The sequence below is a fragment of the Microbulbifer sp. NBRC 101763 genome, from assembly GCF_040371615.1.
GTDB lineage: Bacteria > Pseudomonadota > Gammaproteobacteria > Pseudomonadales > Cellvibrionaceae > Microbulbifer > Microbulbifer variabilis.
In genome coordinates, this window is the sequence record NZ_BAABQV010000001.1 from 573,910 (window position 1) to 591,804 (window position 17,895).

Below are 17,895 nucleotides of genomic sequence, written 5' to 3' on the forward strand. Positions count from 1 at the left end.
TTCTGAAAAATTAATTGCGTGGAAATTAGCATTAAGCGTCTCAGCATAGTGGTCCATGTTAAGAAAGGTTAAGTCTCGATTTTGGTGTAGCTCATTAAGTAATCAGCACTATTGGGATTTTCTCTGAACTAACATAAATATTTTGCAGTGAGAAGCTAATGAGAAAAATAATTCCACTGATTGCTCTCCTTTGTGCGGGAGGGTATTTCTTCTGGGCAAAGAGTCAAACAGATAGCCCACAACCAATTACTGAAAAACCAGTCTCACCTCCCTCCAAGAAAATTGTTCCAGCTGAAACTAAATCCATTGAAGAAGTGGTAGAAATGCCTTCCGCCAATGAGCAAGAGGTGAACCCTGATAGTGCCTTGATGTGGGCAGAATCGGATGTCGCAAGGCAGTTTTTACGTGAATCAGGACGCTTGCCGATCGATTTAAATGGAGAGACATATCTTGAGATCGATGTAGAAGCTCTAAAGAAGTTATCTATTGGAGACTATGTCGATATAGAAATGCCCGGAGTGGAGGGAAGCTACGATGCCCAGGTGGATAAAGTCCAGGAGCATGCCAGTGGTAATAAAAGTGTGCAAATGAACTTGCCCGGTTATGGCAGCGTGTATTTTGTAAATTTCACAATTGGCAAAAACTCGGTATATGGCAATTTAACATTGCCTTCAGGCTCATACTCCCTAGAGGCGCAGGGAAATTATGCCTGGGTGGCTTCGAAAAAAGATTTAACCAGGAGTCACTTGGAGGAAGAGGTAAAATTAAAGTAAGAATTTATCTAATGTTGGGGCAGGAGTTTTCTGACCTGGCTAGCAGCAAAGGGAGTGCTGCTTGAGGTACCTGTTACTGCCAGAAGCGATTGCTTTTACAGGTGGAGAAGAGAGCAGGAAGTAATCTGTTTTCCAGTTAGGGCAAGTAAATTTTGTGATCTGGTCAGTGCGGCTAAAAATGTAACCGGTTTCATTGGTCGGATTGCAAAGATTGGGGTAAATAATTTAATAATAAAAGGAACTGCTATGAAGCTAAGAAATAGTTTGGCGGCCGCAATAACGGCTCTCACCATCTCTGGGGCGGCAAGTGCGGAGACGATAAAAATTGCGGTTTGGTATACCGATCCTGCGGCTCAGCATACCGGGGATATTTCCGTAATGGTCGATAATTTGATCAGTACCTCTAACCGTATTTACGAAAATAATGGTCTGGATATTCAGCTGGAATTGGTAGACTCTAGAGAGTATTCCAAGGACGATCTCCTCATTAATAGAGCCAACCTCGATGAATTTTCTGGTTTAGCTGAGTATTTCGCTCAGGATAGTACGCCGACCTACGATGAAATTACGCAAGTTGCTCCCGGCCCAGTTGGGGTGCAGCGCCAACTTTTTGAAGCCGATATGGTTGCTCTGCTAGGTAAGGGAGAAGAAGTTTGGGAAAATGGGCGTTTTCAAGGTACCCGCTGTGGAGTAGCCTGGAGCGGAATAGGTAGCGACGGTGTTATGCACCCTAGTGCCAAACGCTTGGCCTATAGTTTGACCGCAGTTGATTGTGGGGGTACTGACCTTACATTTATTCATGAGTTGGGCCACAACATGGGGCTGACTCATTCTCGCCAGCAAGGTGATACCAGTGGTGGTGTTTACTACTGGGGGCTTGGCTACGGTGTAAATAACAGCTTCTCCACTATTATGGCGTATCCATCAGCATTCGGAAGAGGAGCTGTAAGGCTGGATACATTTTCTGATCCAGACAAAATCTGCAGCGGGTTTCCGTGTGGCCAGAGGGATCGGGCTGATGCTCACAGAGCATTGGGGCCGATTATTGATGATGTAGCTGGCTATTATTAATCTACTTTTACTCTCTTGATCTACTAAGAAGTTATTGACCGTTGACTCCATTGTTTTGGGGAGGGCATTGCCCTCCCTTTTTTTGTTCTCTTGCTTTTTGCGTGGCTTGTTTTACAGGTGTTTTTTATCTTTTGGTGCAATTGATTGGCTTTCTTTTTTGGTTATAACTTTATAACCATTTAAAGTCGTTAAGTGGATGAACTTCTCAATATTTTTAAGGGCGATATTTGTTGGTTGCGATAAAGTTTGCAGTTTTTTTTAAGATTTTGTGGCCGGCTCCAATTTTGCTTATTTTTCTTATCTGTGAAGTGTTTTCAAAAAAATATTTTGAGGTCTTGATACCATTCTTCGTCTGAAGCTGGTTGGGTGCGTTGAACGTTAGGTGCCGTGAATGTGGGTGGTGAATTGCCTGAGGCGGAATGAGTGGTCGCGGTGTTGTGGATCCAGCGCTAAGTGCCTGGTCTATAGTTTGACCTGAATTGATAGTGGGGCTACCTATCTTACGTTTATTTATGAGTTGGGCTACAACATGGGGCTGACTTATTCTTGTCATCCAAGTGATGCTATTGGTTATGTTTACAGCTGGAGGCTAAGCTGCAGTGTAAATAACAGCTTCTCCACCATCATGGTGTATCCACAATATACGGAAGCGCTGAACAACTGGATGCATTTTTAAACCCGGATGAAATCTGCAAAGGGTTACTGTGTGGCGAAAAAAAATCGAGCTGGTGCTCACAGAGTATTGAAGCCAATTATTGATGATGTAGACGGCCATTGTTGATCTAATTTTACTCTCTTGATTTGTTAAGAAAGTACTGACTGTTAATTCTGTTATTCCAAGGAGGGCTTTGCCCTCCTTTTTTTTGTTCTATTTTTCTGCCTGGTTTATTTTGCAAGTACCTTTTCTATCTTTTAATGTAATTAATTCGATCTTTTTTTGGTTATAAATATATAACCATTTAGGGTTGTTAAGTGGATGAACTTCTCAATATTTTTATGAGCCTATGTTTGTTGGTTGCGATGCGGTTTGCAGTTTTTTAAGCTTGGTTTTTATGGTTTTATTTTGATCATTTTTATTTTTTTCTCATCTGTGAATTGTTTTCAAAAAAAAATTTGAGGTCTTGATACCATTCGTCGTCTGAATCTGGTCGGTAGATTGAACAGCAAGAAGCAATATTTACTGGTTGATGTTGAGAGAAAAATTTTCTTCTGAAGCCCTGAGTTTTCGGGAGTATTATTTTAATAGATGAATTTTTGGGTGGTGAACTGTGAAGAAGTTGGCGTTTCCTGTTTTGGTTATTTTACTGGGTGCTGGCTATTACTTTTGGGCGAAAGGACAGTCTAAGCTAGAAAGTCAGGTTGCTAAAATTCCAGAACCAAAAATGGTTATTGATCGAGTGCCTGCGAAAGTAGAGTCCCAAGAAGTGGTAGAGGAAGTTCCTGTCTCTTATGATGCTGAAGAGGAGGGCGAGAAAAAGTTGTGGGAGGAGTCTGAGCTGGCTAAAAAAGTCCTGCATGAAAATGGACGCCTACCTGTTGACCTGAATGGTGAGACTTACCTGGAACTTGATGTTGAAATGTTGAGAAGCCTAGAGGTTGGGGATTATATTGATCTATCTCTTCCTGGTATTGATGAAAGTTATGATGTTCAAGTGGGTGATATTGAACAGCATGCAAGTGGAAATAAAAGTGTTCAATTTGATTTTCCTGGTATGACCCGCCTTCATGGAGCTACATTCACATTGGGTAAAAATTCTGTTTATGCTCAGTTAAACACCCCTTCTGGCTCCTATACTTTAGAAGCTCAGGATGGTTTTGCGTGGATAGCTCCCAATGGCGCACTTATTCAAAACCATGTTGAAAAACATGATGATGATATGTCTTCAGAGGCTCCTCGGGAGAAAACTTGGGACGATAATGAAGTTCCACTGAATGATTTTGATTGAGGAATAAATTGATACGAGGTTTTTAACCCCGAATCAATGGTCAGGCAAAGGAGGGCCGAAGTAAATCCTGCAAATACCGGGAGTATTTCTCCACAGGCGGTTAAAAAATAATGGAAGATCTTTTAGTCGAGTCAGGGTATTAAAAGTGTATTGCTAACTCACTATCAGGCAGTTAACGGTTTTGCGCTGGCTGTCAATAATAGAGTGTGCACTGCTTATAATAAAAGGAGTCAATAATGAATATTAAAAAAAGCCTGGCATCAGCTATTGCAGCATTAACTATTTCTGCGGCCGCAAGTGCTGAAACTGTAGATATTGCCATTATGTATACAGATCCTGCAGCGGATTATACTGGTGATATTTCCACAAAGATCGACAACTACATCAGTTATGCGAACAATTCTTTTAAAAGGAATGGCATCGATATCCAGCTGAATCTGGTAGATAGCTGGAATGCCTCCAGCTCTGACTACCGAGTAAATGAGAGTACCTTGGACCTCATTACTTTCCACAGTACTGTGAACAACTGGCGTTCTTCTGAAAAAGCTGACATGGTCGTTTTTCTGACTAAAGCAGAGGAAGTTGTTGAAAACGGTAGCACCTACATTACCTGCGGTATTGCCTGGGTTGGTCAGGGTAATAGCGGTACCATGTACAATAGTGCTAAAGAGCGTGCCTACAGCGTGACTGGCGTTGACTGCGGCTATAACACCTTTGTTCATGAGCTTGGTCACAACATGGGACTGGTTCACTCTACCAAGCAGGGTGATACTTCTGGAGGTGTTTACTCTTATGGTATGGGGCACGGTGTAGATAATAAATTCTCCACTATTATGGCTTATCCTTGGAGATATGGTTCTAATGTAACCCAGTACGACTGGTTTTCTGACCCAGACTGGTATGAGTGTGGTGGATTGGCCTGTGGTGAGCGCTCTGGCAGTAGAGATATCTCCAATGCCTATCGAGCTCTTGGCCCGATCGTAGATGACATTGCCGGTTACTATTAATTGCCTGCTTCAATCTTCTTGATTGTTTGACTTAAATTTTTGCGAATAGATAAATTTAAGTTTACCTAGTCTCACAGGCTAAAAGAAAGTCCGGAGGAATTCTCCTGGCTTTCTTTTCTTGGAATTATATATTTACTTAGGATGGCAGTGCTTTTAGGGAGGTTTCCGAAAAAATCTATCCACCCCCCTCCTGTGTATTCTTATTTTTTGAGTAAGTATAAAGTTTATCTTTAGGAGTGTGAGCTTTCTGAGTCAGATACTTGATTCTTATTTTCTGAAAAACTTTTATTTTTTGACGGTTAGTGATTTGGGTTAAAAGCTTAAGCCAGGTTACGTTGCTTGTGTTACTAAGTTTATGTTTTCTTTTGTGCTCTATTTTTGCTGCTTTCGTTATAACATTATAACCGGTGGTTAGTGTGATAGGGATAATTTCTCATTATTTTCATTTGCAGATTTTCAATGCTTGCGGATGCCTGTCTATTTTATTATGGTCAATGGAAATTCTTGTTAGAGCTTGGCGCCCGTATACTGTTGGTTAAGGATGCTTTAAATTTTTCAAGAGCCGAGCAAAAAATATTCTCTGTGGGTGAAAGTGGAAGGCCGTTTTGTGAAGTGTTTTTGAATTGGTGTTTTAGGTTTTGCTATGTAACCGGTTACATTTATTGCGGTTAATTAACATGAGGGGGTTTTGCAATGTGAGAAGCCGGTTCGGGATTGGGAAATCATTTAACAAGTAGGTATTTTTGAGTTGGTGAATTGGTCTGGAGATATTTATCTCCAGTCGATAGTCAGGCAAAGGATGGTCTGTATAAATCCTGCAGATACCGGGAGTTTAGCTCTTCAGGCGATTATAAATATGGATGTTTTTTAATCGAGTTAGGGTATTCAAAGCGTGCAGTTTTCCCTGTCGAGTAATCAAAATTAATCTTGAATTACTCAGGTTGGGGATGTGCACAACTAATAATAAAAGGAATCTATAATGAGCCTGAAAAAAAATCTTGCTGCGACAATTGCAGCGCTCACTATTTGCGGTGCCGCATCAGCAGAAACAGTTGATATCGCCATCATGTACACGACACCAGCTGCAGATCACACTGGTGATATTACAACTAAGATTGATAACTATATTAGTTATGCGAACAATTCTTTTAGTAGAAATGGTGTTGATATCCAGCTTCGCTTAGTAGATACGTGGCTGGCGTCACACGATGATCTCCGTGTAACTGAGGATAATTTGGATCTTATTACCTTCCACGGCTCCGTCAATGATTGGCGCTCCTCTGTGAGAGCCGACATGGTGGTTTTATTGGGTAAGGCCGATGAGTTTGTAGACCAGAATGGTGACAGGTATCGTACTTGTGGTATTGCATGGGTTGGTCAAGGCAGTAACGGCACAATGTACAGTAGTGCAAAGCAGCGTGCTTATAGTGTTACTGGTGTTGACTGTGGTTATAATACCTTCGTACATGAGCTCGGCCATAATATGGGGTTAAACCATTCCACCAAGCAAGGCAGCACTCCGGGAGTTTATTCTTATGGTTTAGGCTACGGTGTGGACAATAGTTTTGCAACTATCATGGCCTATCCACATGTATTTGGTACTACAACACAGTTTGATATTTTTTCTAATCCTGATTGGGCTGTGTGTAACAATTTACCGTGTGGTGAAAGAAGAAACGGCGTTGACATTTCTAATGCCCAGCGTGCTCTAGCTCCCATCGTAGACGATATTGCGGGTTACTATTAATCGTTTATCAATATCTATCTGATTGGTATACCTTAGCTGGTATCTATAAGATAGAAGATTAAACATACTTAGTCTCACAGGCTAAAAGGAAGCCAGGAGATCTTCTCCTGGTTTCCTGCTGTAAAAAAGAACAAAGTTATTTATAAATGAAATACTGATTGGGTAGCACGATACTATTTCTTTATTGGCTCCAATAAAAAATAATATTAATTAACGCAAATACTCACAGTACTAAAAATCCTATCCCAAAAAGATCAAGGTGGTACTAACAATAAAAATCCCCTGACTTATTTGTCGTGCACAACATCTACTGGCCCGTGATCATCGCAGTGATCCCCGTGGACATGGTGTAATCTCCCTTCCACGAGGTAATCAAAGTGGTCGCCATGGGGGATACGTTCGTGCCCACAGTCCTCCCCATGCACGTGGGTTGCGTGAGTGGCGGTCTTAACTGGATTACAGGCATCTGGGTTTCTCTTGCTTATTTCCAGTACATGTTCATCGTAGTGACCCTGATGAGGGTGATGCAGATGCCCGTCATGTACATAACATACGTGGTCGCCATGCTGGATGGCGGCATGGCCGCAGTGGGGGCCGTGTTTGTGGGAATGGTTGTGTGCCTGCTGGCAGTGGTTGTTGGCCATAACAGATCCTCGTATGAGATGGTGCTCAGGGCTCTTAGCATCTACTCACTAAATAGACAGCCGGATACCACCGGGTCACGTCCATTCATTAGGTGCTTAATAAGAACTGTAGGAATGCCGGCGATCTCTTTCAAAGGGATAGTTGCTGATTTACTTTTCTAAACTCGGCGCTGCCTGGGCATTCTGGCCAAATACGTGAGCCCTCTAGGAAGCGGTGTGACTATCGTTATAGATTTGACCTCAAATGCAGCTTGCAATCGATTGCATTGGCGGATTATAGTCATCATCGCGGTGTCGTCTCACAGGACAGGTTTGGCCGGGTTTTGCAATCGATTGCATTGTTGTGCCGGCCACCAACACCAATAAATCAGATAAGAATGACGATGAGAGGGAAGTGTTGATGAATAAGAAACCTCTGGCGCGAGCAGTCTCCCTGGCGGCAGTATCACTTGGCTTCTGTAGTATCGCGATCGCCCAAGAAGCTGTTTCTCCAAGCAGTGATGAAAATCTAGTGATGGAAGAGGTGATTACTACGGGTACCCCAGGTGGTACCGGTATGCGCAAGCTGGATGCCAGCTTCTCAATCACTACTCTGAGTGACGACGAAATAGGTAAAGCCTCCCCATCAAGTACTGCGGATTTGCTGAAGTCCATCCCAGGCCTTTGGGTTGAAAGTTCTGGTGGTGTGTCTGGTGCGAACATTGATGTTCGAGGCTTTCCTGGTGGCAGCGATGCACCGTTTGTTACGGTTTCTATGAATGGTTTGCCGTTATATCCGGCTCCGACACTCTCTTTCATGGAAAACTCCTCCTTGTTCCGTGTGGATGAGACCATCCAGCGTGTAGAAGGCCTGCGCGGTGGACCCAATCCGGTATATTCCAATGGCCAGCCAGGTCTTACTACCAACTTTATTCTGAAAGAGGGTACTGAAGAGACCGAGGGCCGCTTTAAATACACCACCTCTGATTATGATCTTCAGAGGGCGGATGCCCTCCTGACGGGGAAGGTCAGTGAAGATGTGTACTTCATGATGGGTGGCTATGTGAGCTCTTCTCCCGGCATTCGCGATGCTGGCTTTGATGCCGAGGAAGGCCACCAGTTTACCTTGCACCTCACCAAGGAAATGGATAATGGCAAAGCCGGTTTCTATATACGCGATACCAAAGATACCGGCACCTGGTACCTGCCAAATGCCTCTTTTTTGGCAACTGATTACACTCAAGTTGGTCCCAGCAATCGCAAGGTTTCAGTACCTGTTTCCCAGGCCGACGGGAATGGTGGCTCAGAAACAAGCTGGGAAACCTTCGATATGGGTGAAGGGCGTGGCTGGGATGGCAGCGTAGCCGGTGCCTACCTTGAGCTGGACCTGGGTAATGGATGGAGTCTTACTGAAAGATTTGGACTTACCAGTGGCAATGCCGACACCCTGGGCTTTGTGCCCAATGGAGGTCCGGTCTCAATCGGTGATCTGCGATACACCGATGGTACAGCTGTAACTTCAGCTACTACAGTGTCTGGGGCAGAAGTCAGCGACGATACCCTGTTACAACAGTTTGGCGCCTGGGTAGTGCGGAAGGATATCGAGGCAACTACCAACGATATCAGCCTGTCCAAAGAATGGGACAGCTTCAAGGTTACAGCGGGCTATTATACCTCTAGCTGGGAAGTAGACGAGTGGTGGTCCCTTGGAAATCAGGATTACTATGTACTTGGTCACGATGGCGAGCAAATTGCGGAAGATATCTCCTGTGATGATGAGGAGCTGGATCCCATCCTCTGCTGGAGCTACGACCTTGAAGCTGTGGGTGATGCCCGCGAAAACGCCTTTTATCTCGCCAGTGAATTCTACCTGGGTGATTTTACTTTCGACTTAGGGGTTCGTTCCGCCAACCGTGAGACCAATTACTCCGTTGACGATGGAGAGCGCAATGGGGTCTTTACCACTTACAAGGCGGATGAAGATGGATTCGCCTACACCGCTGCAGTGGATTGGGCCTTTGCGGAAAATATGGGAACTTTCTTCCGAATTAATTCCGGCTTTAAATTCGCGGACTTTGATAACTATCGCGAGTTTGGTGGGAGCTTCCTTGCCGGTTCCGATCTAATCATCGACATCGACCAGTACGAGCTGGGCTACAAATTGCAGGACCAAGACTACTCGCTGTTTGCCACGCTCTTCTACAATGAAACCCAGGGTATGCCAGACTGCATTATTGGTAGTACCACTTGTACCCGCCTGGAAACAGAAGCCCTAGGCCTTGAGTTGGATGGTAAAGCCCATTGGGGTGATTTTACATTAGGCCTGAATGCAACCCTGCAAAAGCCGGAGATCACCAGTGGGGACTTTAAAGGTAATCAGGTGATGCGCCAGCCCGAATACCAGGTTCGCCTGAGCCAGAACTATGATTTTACCATTAACAACATTGATATGGCTGTTTTTGGAGGAATCAGTCGGGTAGGTGACCGCTTCAACGATAGCGAAAACTCAGTAACTCTACCCGGTTATACGAAAGTAGACTTGGGGGCCGTAGCCTATCTCAATGATATTACCGTACAACTGGCGGTGGATAATTTGACTGATGAGGATGGCATTACTGAAGGTGATCCCCGTGATCCCCTTGCTTCCAATGTTCGCTATATTTTGCCGCGTAATATCAAGCTAAGCGTGGCCTACGATTTTTAATCCCATACCTCTCCCAAAGGTATTTTAAGCTTTGCCGCACGAACTCCAGCGTGCGGCTTTTTTGTATCTCTCCATCGGGCACCCTTTCGACTTACCTTCCTGATAAGTAACAACTAGTGCCATCGCGCTCTTTTTTGGATGCCTTTGCCTAAATTGGTTTCCCGCCTGTATAAAATTAATATAAGTTTCACGCCCTTTTGGGATATGAAATAGATAGACAGGAATCTTATACTATCTGTGTTTGTTATTTACTGTAATTGAATCATCAAAAATAGAGTCCATTTTTGTGATGAAATATGAGGTTTCTCTGGGGTGAAAAGCTTGAATTGTGCCTCTTAGAGGGGGTTCTTCTTAAATGCACAAGTCAGATCAATTAGCAGAACCATCACTAGGTTGTTGTTATGCTGGTTGCTATCCTTCAGATAGCTATTTAAATGTTATTCACCCATGGTGCTAAAACAATAAAAATAAAATTATACGTTCCCACCGAGAATGGGAGTTATATTTATGAGCACGATGGTATCAATGCGCCTGCAATTCATAGTGCGGTGAGAATCAACCCTGATAATGGAGAGATATTCATAGTACTTAGTAGTGGTGACGTTAACCTGGCATCGAAGCTAGGATATCACTGGACCCTCTGGCAAACAGGCTACCCGGATTTTTCTCTGTCGAAAGAGCCCTTCATATTTCTTTGGGTCTATTCTCTATTGGATTACTATTAATTGTAATGTTTTTTCTTTTAAAGAATTTTATAGCTGCTAGGAAAAATAAAGGGTCTGAAGCTGCGTATAAAATTAATGGCGAAGCGCTGAAGTTAGTGTTCAAATTTTACGCCTTGCAGGGGATATTTTGCGTAGGTTTTTAATTGGTATAAGCACTTTCAAAGATTGCCTTCAAGACTTGAAATAGAAATATATTTTGTTGGAATTTTATTTTAAAATGCTGATACTGTTTTTAGTAGTGAAACAATGAATTTAAAGATTGGTGGATTTTCTATATGGGATAATTATAATTTATACTGTGGTAAGGCTTATATTTGATAAGCTAATAATTTATATAAAATTAAAGGTGGTTTTGAATATATGGGAGCGTGGATTAGCTTGTTCGTAGCGGGGCTCTTTGAGATTGTGTGGGCTGTGAGTATGAAATATTCGGAAGGTTTTACCAAGTTGTGGCCATCCGTAATTACTGTCATGGCTATGTGGATTAGTTTTGCCTTTCTGTCATATTCGCTTAAATATATACCAATAGGCACATCTTATGCTATATGGGTTGGTATAGGAGCAGTAGGTGTCGCAGTACTTGGTGTTGTATGGTTCAATGAGCCAATAACGCTTGCGCGTATTGCTTGTATATCTCTTATAGTGCTAGGTGTGGTAGGCCTCAAGTTGGTTGCATCTTCGGATGTGTCTGCTTAGGTCATTATCCACTAATGAGCAATTTTGGTATCGCTACGTTGCCCGAAACTTCCCAGGCTTAAAATTACCTGGCAGTAAGCTCAGGCCTTTTAGATGGCAAACTACTGATAAAACAACAGATGCAGGATGGAATTAATGTTACCTAATAAAATCTATCTAATAGATAGGTCAAAAGACCTGGTGGAAGCCTGGCGTCAGGTTTTTGAAGGAATTGATATTTTTGAAGTTGTAGAGGGAGATTATTTTTCGATATCCGCCGATGCCATGGTGAGTCCGGCCAATAGCTTTGGAATTATGGATGGAGGTTTGGATCTTCCAATCCGGAATACATTGGGTTTTGAAGTTGAGGAGAGGTTACAGGAAAGAATCAAGTCTGATTTCCATGGTGAGCTACCTGTAGGGGCGGCAATAATAGTTCCAACATCTAATGACAGTTGGCCGTACCTTATAGCTGCTCCAACAATGCGCGTACCAGAAGATATATCCACTACGTTAAATGCTTATCATGCTTTCAGGGCTATTCTAAATTCCGTTCAGATGTTCAATCTGTCACCTAATGGCTGTCAGATAAATTCAATTGTATGTTCAGGATTGGGCACGGGAATAGGCAACTTATCAGTTAGGCGCTGTGCGGGACATATGAGGGCGGCCTATAGTTATCTGTCCAAGCCTTCCAGGATTCCAAGTTATAATGAGATTCATGAGTCCCATAAAAAGTTACTATTAACATACTAAGATTTTTTGATAAATTTTATTGAGTTGATACTGGATTTTTGTAGTTCAATATTAATGGTCAGTATTTCCGGAGCAGCTAGTTATGAATACAGTCGAATTCAGGAGGCTCAACGCTATAAACCAGAAGGAATTATTAGCTGTTCTTAATGAAGATAAACTCAGAGTGCATCTGATTGATCACGCATACTTTGATGACAATTCTCTGAAACACTGGGTCGAGGCCAAACTTATAGTTGACTCTCTTCCAGGTTGTCGAGTTAGAGCTGTCTGCATAGACGGTAAAATTGCCGGGTGGTGTGGGATCCAGCCAGATGATCATGGTTATGAGCTGGCAATTGTCTTATCCCAGAAATTTTGGGGGCTAGGGATAAGTTTGTTCAAGGTTTTGATGCGTTGGGCAAATGAACTCAAACATAAAGAAGTGCTATTTCATTTGTTGGATACCAGGCCAGATTATAAAGTATTGAGTAAAATTGCGAGTCGAGTGATTAAGACATATCAACTGGGGCGCAGCTTTAACACCTATTTTATTGATGTAAGGCGTAGCCTTATGGATAGTATTTAATAATCTGAGTGGTATCCCCTAGAAAGCCCGATTATAAGGACAGTTATAAATTGGGGGGGATGGAACTAGATGGCCAATACTAGCAGTGGTGTCACTCAACGCCGAAGATAGATACTCATTATCTTCAAAGAATTAGACCGATCCAATGTACTCACCACGTGCTGGATAATCGTTTTCTTGGACAAATTCGAGTGCTCCGATCATTTCTTTGAAATGTGGACGCACGAAAGGCATGGTTTGCACTATGGCAAAATAGAGCGTGCTATCATTCCGAACCAGAAACACACCTGGTTCAGAGAAAAGGATAGGCTCTTCGATACCTACAGAAGTGGCTCCATGACCTGATGAAAGGTAAAGGCCCCACTCTTTTGCGACTTGCAGGGGCAAATTATAGCCAATACGTAAATCAGGGTAAGCAACCTTTTCAGCCATCTTTATGGCATTATTTTTGTCGTCTGAGGATACTGCTATTGTTTTAACTCCTTTCGCAAGGAATTCAGGCGTCAAACGGCCAAGTTCCTTCAAGTAAGAAACGCAGATAGGGCAGTGAAAGCCACGATAGAACACAACCAGAGTTGCATAACCGGGGGCGTCTTTAGATAAGTCAAATGTACCGGATGATAAGGTTTCCACGACCAGATTAGGTACAGGATGTTGGGGGGATTCGCTTTGTTTTCTTCTCATTATCATTCTGTAGAATGTGTTGCAGCTGTTTGAACAAGTAGATTTTAAACTGTAAAAGTTTGGTTTAGAATCTAGACAGGCACTGTGATTTCATTGATTGTGAAGTTTTGTATAACCATAAATACATCAAGTTACCTATTTTCTGGTGAAGCGCAATTAATACTGTCGACATAGCTGTCAATATAGCTGAAATTCGGTCAGCCAGAGTAAGTGTATTTGGTTTGGTAGAAAGAAAATTGGCGCTTTTTTGGATGTTTTTTTTAATCAGTAACGCGAGATAGTATTAATATCCGTTATCGATTTTGAATTAAGGGTAAGCAGAAGTCATCATAAAATGAAGAAAGTAGCGATATTTGGAAAGCCTGGGGGAGGAAAGTCTACTCTTGCCATGAATCTGGCTGCTGTTACGGGTCTTAAATATTTCCCACTGGATACGGTAGAGTATAATAAAAATGGTGAGCGTATTTCTCCTGAAGATTTTTTGGGCGAACACTCTAAACTAATTGAATCTGATAACTGGATAATTGATGGCTTGGGTACGATGGAGTCGTTTTGGGCACGTATTGATGCAGCCGATACGCTCATTATTGTTGACTTGCCATATTATATTCATTACTGGTGGATTACTAAAAGGTTGTTAAAAAGTTGTTTTGTGAGGCCCGTAGGTTGGCCTGAGGGCAGTTCCGTTCTAAAAGGTACATTCGCAAGCTGGCAATACTTGCGATTATCACCCAGATTCTGGAGTGATGAATTATTTGATAAAATACAATCTCTAGGCGAAAACAAAAAGATATACAGGATTGAGAAGGTAGATGAGATTAATAGTTTTGCGCATCGATTTTCGAGAACTGATACTAATATTTAGCCGGTAAACTTATCAAATAAATAGGCGTATTGATGTCTAAAATACATGGTTTTGCCCATATTCAATTTTGCTTCGATTGCTTGATTGTAAAATTTTATAAGTTGTCATTCTTTGCTGCATACAAATTGATATCCCGGGTATTGGGCAATGTCTAAGTGTTTGAGCCGGTGTTGTTTTATAACTGCAGGCCTTTCTTAGGCATTAAACTCTTCCTTTGTCTACCTCAATCAATTTCTCTTAACGGTGCTATGCTTAGTGTTTTTATTATCGGAGCATTGCCAGGTGACTCGAGACATCTTTCTAAAAGTTGGGCTTATTGTGGTACTTGCCCTAAATACTACGGCTCAATCAATTGCTTTTACGACTAAGGAAGATCGGCATAAAGCGGAGAGTTTGATCCAACAGCTTGAAAAAAAATACCTTAGTAATGAGGTGCCCATTATTATTAAAAAACTTGAGGACAATGTATTGCCAGATTCAATATTGCAAGCATTTGCGTTGGAACAGCATTTGATCATTCAGTCAGATCTTCGTAGCAATGCATTATCTTTACATCGATTTGGAGGTTCCTCAAGTCAAATAGTTCGACAGTTCTTTACTCGGCTGGTCACCGGTGAGGTTATGGCCAGTGAGCAGTTGCCAGCTCTTATCAAGGCCCTAGAGATCTCTGATAAACAAATTAACGAGTACCAACCATTAGCCGGAGCACAAGCATACCCAGCTTATACTACGTGGTTGGCAAATTATGCTATGCCTGCGGAAATTGCTGCTGCATTGTTGATCAATTTTCAGAGTTTTGGTAAAAATGTTGGACGCATGGCTAAGGCGCTTAAACAGAATAAGAAAATGTCAGACAGCCAGCTCGCATTCTTAATCAGTTTTAGAGAATTGCCCCCTGGATTTCGAGAGCAAGTAATAGATATAGTTGCCAAGGGTTTGGCTTCAGGAATAAGTGAGTTAAATATCGAAACACGTGTTAGGCTTATTCAGTCCTATGAAAAGGAATTCTGGCGAGCACTGGAAAATTCTGGTGATACCAAACGGAATTCCAATTAACCAGTTTATTGGTTCTTTATGGTAGAGAGTATCGGGAATAGATGAATTGACTAATATAATAAACTTGATATAAACAATATATTGGCTTATGAAAGACATAAAGTATTTCAATGATATGTGTGCTGGGAGGTTGCCTGAACTACTTGGTATAAAAATTATTAATTTGGATGAGTTAAAAATATGCGCAGAAATGGATATTACAGCGTCGCATTTAGCTCCAAATGGATACCTGCATGCCGGTAGTGTTGTTTCATTGGCAGATACTGCTTGTGGTATTGGCTGTATTGCAAATTTACCAAAGACTGCAACGGGTTTTACTACTATAGAACTGAAATCGAATCACTTAAGTACTGTACGGGAGGGAAGAGTAGAGTGCATCGCGAGCCCTATACATAAAGGGCGCACTACTCAGGTTTGGGATGCTGTAGTGCTTTGCCTAAAAACTGGTAAAAAAATTTCTCTCTTTCGCTGTACGCAAATGCTGTTGTACCCATAGTCCCATCTGTAGGATATTGTAGAGAAGTACCTTAATGGAGAAGTATTGATTATGTCATGGGCATATTGAGAAAAAATACTTTTTTAAAATCCCATGGCTATTAGCCGGCTTAACTGTGGCTCATAGGTAGCTTTATTCTATGTACCAATATGATTCTGGTGTGAGATTTGGTACCGCTGTGAATTTTTCTAATTTAGTCATATTTTATAAAACTTTGTATGGGTTCCCAAGTCATACCACCAGTGAAGTTAATATCAAGTATATAGCCCTGGCGTTCTTTCATGATTAAAATTCTATTGTTGGTACTCGCTCTCTTATTGATTTCTTTATCAACTGTTGCTGACGACCCGAAGCGAAATCAAATTGGTAGCTGGGGAGGTGTCATATTCAAAAGTGATCCTTTATTGAATTTACATCTTTTCCTGTATGAGTTGGCAAGAGATAGGGATGCTCTGGAGGAGTTCAAGAGTAATGGTGCCATCACTTCTAGTAAGATTTCCATCTTTGAGAAGGCGATTAAAGATTATCGTAAACTTGGGGCGGAAAATAATATTCATATTGTTAGGTCTGAATCTGAAATAGCAAATTTAACTGAAGCTCTGATGACCGGTAAGGGTATTGACAATAGTGAGGCAGAGAATACGTTGGGTCACCATATAAATGAGATTGCTCCATTATATAATGCAACCCTGTGGGGGAAGCACTTAGAGAAGAATCTGGAGTGGCACCAGGAGTTGCAATTTAAGCTAAAGAGGTATGGCAATAAAATATCTGCAGATCTTGAGAGATTGTTTGCTGAAGATTTAATAGTTAATACTCATACGATCAATATTACTTACAAGCCGGGCTTGCGCCAGGGGGCGACAACTTCTGCAAGACGCCACCAAACTATCATCAATAGCACCTATCCAGATTATAGTGGCTGGTTGGCTTTGGAAATGTTCTTTCATGAACTGTCTCACGTTAGTAGTGTTGGAAGAAAAAGTACACTCCGAAGACTGATTGATAAAGAATTTGACAAGTTTGGTGTGGCTGACAAAAAGGGGATATGGCATCCGATTCAGTTTTATACAGTTGGCGAGACTGTGAGAAGGGCTGTTTCAAGGGTTGAGCCTAATTATACGGCCTATGCGAAAGCAAATGGGTTATATAGAGGACACTGGGACTATAAGGTACTTCTTGATAAATATTGGATGCCGTATCTTGATGGCTTGGTCTCCATGGATGAAGCTATAACCAATATTGCTAAAGCCCTTTCAAAAGAGAAGAGTAAAGAATTGACTAAATTTAAAATGTGGGGAAATAAAAGTGCAACCTAAAAACCTGTCTGAACATCCTGAGGGTGGAAGATATCTTGAGGTATTCAGGTCTAATACTGTAGTTACCAATCAAGATGGGCAGAAAAGGTCTGCCCTTACACATATTTATTTTTCATTGAATAATGGGGAGGTTAGTCGTTTTCATAGGGTGCAATCAGATGAAGTATGGAACCTGTATCAAGGCGCTGGATTGTATCTCTATACCTGGGATGGGTTAGGTAAGGAAGTTAAGCGAACTGAGCTTTCTACACAATGTAATACTTTCTGTGATGTTATTCCTGCTGGTGTCTGGCAGGCAGCTGAACCTATCGGAGAATCGGTTCTGGTGGGTTGTTCGGTCGGCCCCGGCTTTGATTTCTCTGATTTTGAGATAATTGATCCACGGTCAGGTACGGCCAATAAGCTACGAAGTATAGACTCCGGTTTTCAAAAGTTTATAGAGCCATAGCAATACATATGAACTGACTGGATGTAGAGGGAGTGGATAGATATGTTTGAGCTGGGAGTAAATATTTCCTTAACTTTACTTTTTGGCTGGTCTTTAATTTGGGTTTTCCTTGCCTGGGGATTGGGAGTTGCCAACTTTGCGCAGGCACATGATAAGTTTGTAAGCTGGTTGGGCTATTGTGTTTGGGGCTTGTTAATCTTGCTGCATTTTTATGCAATATATGCTTTGTGGATGAATCTATTCCCGGCCTATTGGATGGTTATTATTCTGTTCATATCACATTTGCTCTTTGGGTTTGTTTTTGGTCGAAACCTCAGTGCTCGTTAAGAGCTCAAGTGAGATTTACCGAAGTGTACTTGCCCCTAACATGGATCTTTTCCCTCTCCACACAGAAGTGACTACCAAATATGACTATGCTCCGGTAAAGCTGAGTAG

Annotated in this window: 17 protein-coding genes; 15 read left to right on the forward strand and 2 right to left on the reverse strand. The window is 42.0% G+C overall.

Annotated features, from left to right (window positions below; translation table 11 throughout):
• Positions 1-158: 158 nt before the first annotated feature.
• The 5 genes from ABWV76_RS02705 to ABWV76_RS02725 all read left to right on the forward strand — a co-directional run bounded on the left by ABWV76_RS02705 (position 159) and on the right by ABWV76_RS02725 (position 6,544).
• Entirely contained in the window at positions 159-773 is a 615-nt protein-coding gene (locus tag ABWV76_RS02705) for a protease inhibitor BamI-like protein (RefSeq protein ID WP_353375155.1), read from the forward strand.
• Between the two features lie 246 nt (positions 774-1,019).
• A complete protein-coding gene (locus ABWV76_RS02710) occupies positions 1,020-1,844 on the forward strand; it encodes a zinc-dependent metalloprotease family protein (protein ID WP_026305280.1) in 825 nt (274 codons plus the stop codon).
• 1,268 nt (positions 1,845-3,112) lie between these two features.
• Entirely contained in the window at positions 3,113-3,790 is a 678-nt protein-coding gene (locus ABWV76_RS02715) for a protease inhibitor BamI-like protein (RefSeq protein ID WP_020414955.1), read from the forward strand.
• Between the two features lie 236 nt (positions 3,791-4,026).
• A complete protein-coding gene (locus ABWV76_RS02720) occupies positions 4,027-4,797 on the forward strand; it encodes a M12 family metallo-peptidase (RefSeq protein ID WP_020414956.1) in 771 nt (256 codons plus the stop codon).
• Between the two features lie 979 nt (positions 4,798-5,776).
• Positions 5,777-6,544: a reprolysin-like metallopeptidase gene (locus tag ABWV76_RS02725; protein ID WP_020414957.1), complete on the forward strand. Its 768-nt coding sequence runs from the start codon at positions 5,777-5,779 to the stop codon at positions 6,542-6,544.
• Positions 6,545-6,831: 287 nt separating this feature from the next.
• Here ABWV76_RS02725 and ABWV76_RS02730 read toward each other — a convergent pair whose 3' ends face one another.
• The gene (locus ABWV76_RS02730) at positions 6,832-7,188 is read right to left on the reverse strand and encodes a hypothetical protein (RefSeq protein ID WP_083922811.1); all 357 of its coding nucleotides are present in this window, start codon (positions 7,186-7,188) and stop codon (positions 6,832-6,834) included.
• Positions 7,189-7,588: 400 nt separating this feature from the next.
• Between ABWV76_RS02730 and ABWV76_RS02735 the strand changes: the two genes are divergently transcribed.
• The 4 genes from ABWV76_RS02735 to ABWV76_RS02750 all read left to right on the forward strand — a co-directional run bounded on the left by ABWV76_RS02735 (position 7,589) and on the right by ABWV76_RS02750 (position 12,592).
• Positions 7,589-9,871: a TonB-dependent receptor gene (locus ABWV76_RS02735; RefSeq protein WP_353375156.1), complete on the forward strand. Its 2,283-nt coding sequence runs from the start codon at positions 7,589-7,591 to the stop codon at positions 9,869-9,871.
• 1,085 nt (positions 9,872-10,956) lie between these two features.
• A complete protein-coding gene (locus ABWV76_RS02740) occupies positions 10,957-11,292 on the forward strand; it encodes a DMT family transporter (RefSeq protein WP_020414961.1) in 336 nt (111 codons plus the stop codon).
• A 126-nt stretch (positions 11,293-11,418) separates the two neighbouring features.
• Entirely contained in the window at positions 11,419-12,027 is a 609-nt protein-coding gene (locus ABWV76_RS02745) for a macro domain-containing protein (RefSeq protein WP_020414962.1), read from the forward strand.
• A gap of 82 nt (positions 12,028-12,109) precedes the next feature.
• A complete protein-coding gene (locus ABWV76_RS02750; protein WP_353375157.1) occupies positions 12,110-12,592 on the forward strand; it encodes a GNAT family N-acetyltransferase in 483 nt (160 codons plus the stop codon).
• Between the two features lie 132 nt (positions 12,593-12,724).
• Here the strand turns inward: ABWV76_RS02750 and ABWV76_RS02755 are convergent, their stop codons facing one another.
• Positions 12,725-13,276 carry a peroxiredoxin-like family protein gene (locus ABWV76_RS02755; RefSeq protein WP_040629214.1) on the reverse strand — a complete coding sequence of 184 codons (552 nt, stop codon included), beginning with the start codon at positions 13,274-13,276 and terminating at the stop codon, positions 12,725-12,727.
• Positions 13,277-13,610: 334 nt separating this feature from the next.
• On the opposite strand from ABWV76_RS02755, the gene ABWV76_RS02760 reads away from it, so the two are divergent.
• The 6 genes from ABWV76_RS02760 (at position 13,611) to ABWV76_RS02785 (ending at position 17,787) form a co-directional block, all read left to right on the forward strand.
• Positions 13,611-14,141 (forward strand): P-loop NTPase family protein, encoded by a 531-nt coding sequence (locus ABWV76_RS02760; RefSeq protein ID WP_020414965.1) that lies wholly within the window; start codon positions 13,611-13,613, stop codon positions 14,139-14,141.
• 282 nt (positions 14,142-14,423) lie between these two features.
• Positions 14,424-15,197 carry a thiaminase II/PqqC family protein gene (locus tag ABWV76_RS02765; protein ID WP_353375158.1) on the forward strand — a complete coding sequence of 258 codons (774 nt, stop codon included), beginning with the start codon at positions 14,424-14,426 and terminating at the stop codon, positions 15,195-15,197.
• 88 nt (positions 15,198-15,285) lie between these two features.
• The gene (locus ABWV76_RS02770) at positions 15,286-15,693 is read left to right on the forward strand and encodes a PaaI family thioesterase (protein ID WP_020414967.1); all 408 of its coding nucleotides are present in this window, start codon (positions 15,286-15,288) and stop codon (positions 15,691-15,693) included.
• Between the two features lie 281 nt (positions 15,694-15,974).
• On the forward strand, positions 15,975-17,012 hold the full coding sequence (locus ABWV76_RS02775) for a hypothetical protein (protein ID WP_020414969.1): 1,038 nt from the start codon (positions 15,975-15,977) through the stop codon (positions 17,010-17,012).
• Positions 17,002-17,460, forward strand: coding sequence for a cupin domain-containing protein (locus tag ABWV76_RS02780; RefSeq protein ID WP_020414970.1), 459 nt, complete (start codon positions 17,002-17,004; stop codon positions 17,458-17,460). Before ABWV76_RS02775 ends, ABWV76_RS02780 begins: the two co-directional genes overlap by 11 nt.
• A 42-nt stretch (positions 17,461-17,502) precedes the next feature.
• Positions 17,503-17,787: a hypothetical protein gene (locus ABWV76_RS02785; RefSeq protein WP_020414971.1), complete on the forward strand. Its 285-nt coding sequence runs from the start codon at positions 17,503-17,505 to the stop codon at positions 17,785-17,787.
• Positions 17,788-17,895 lie beyond the last annotated feature (108 nt).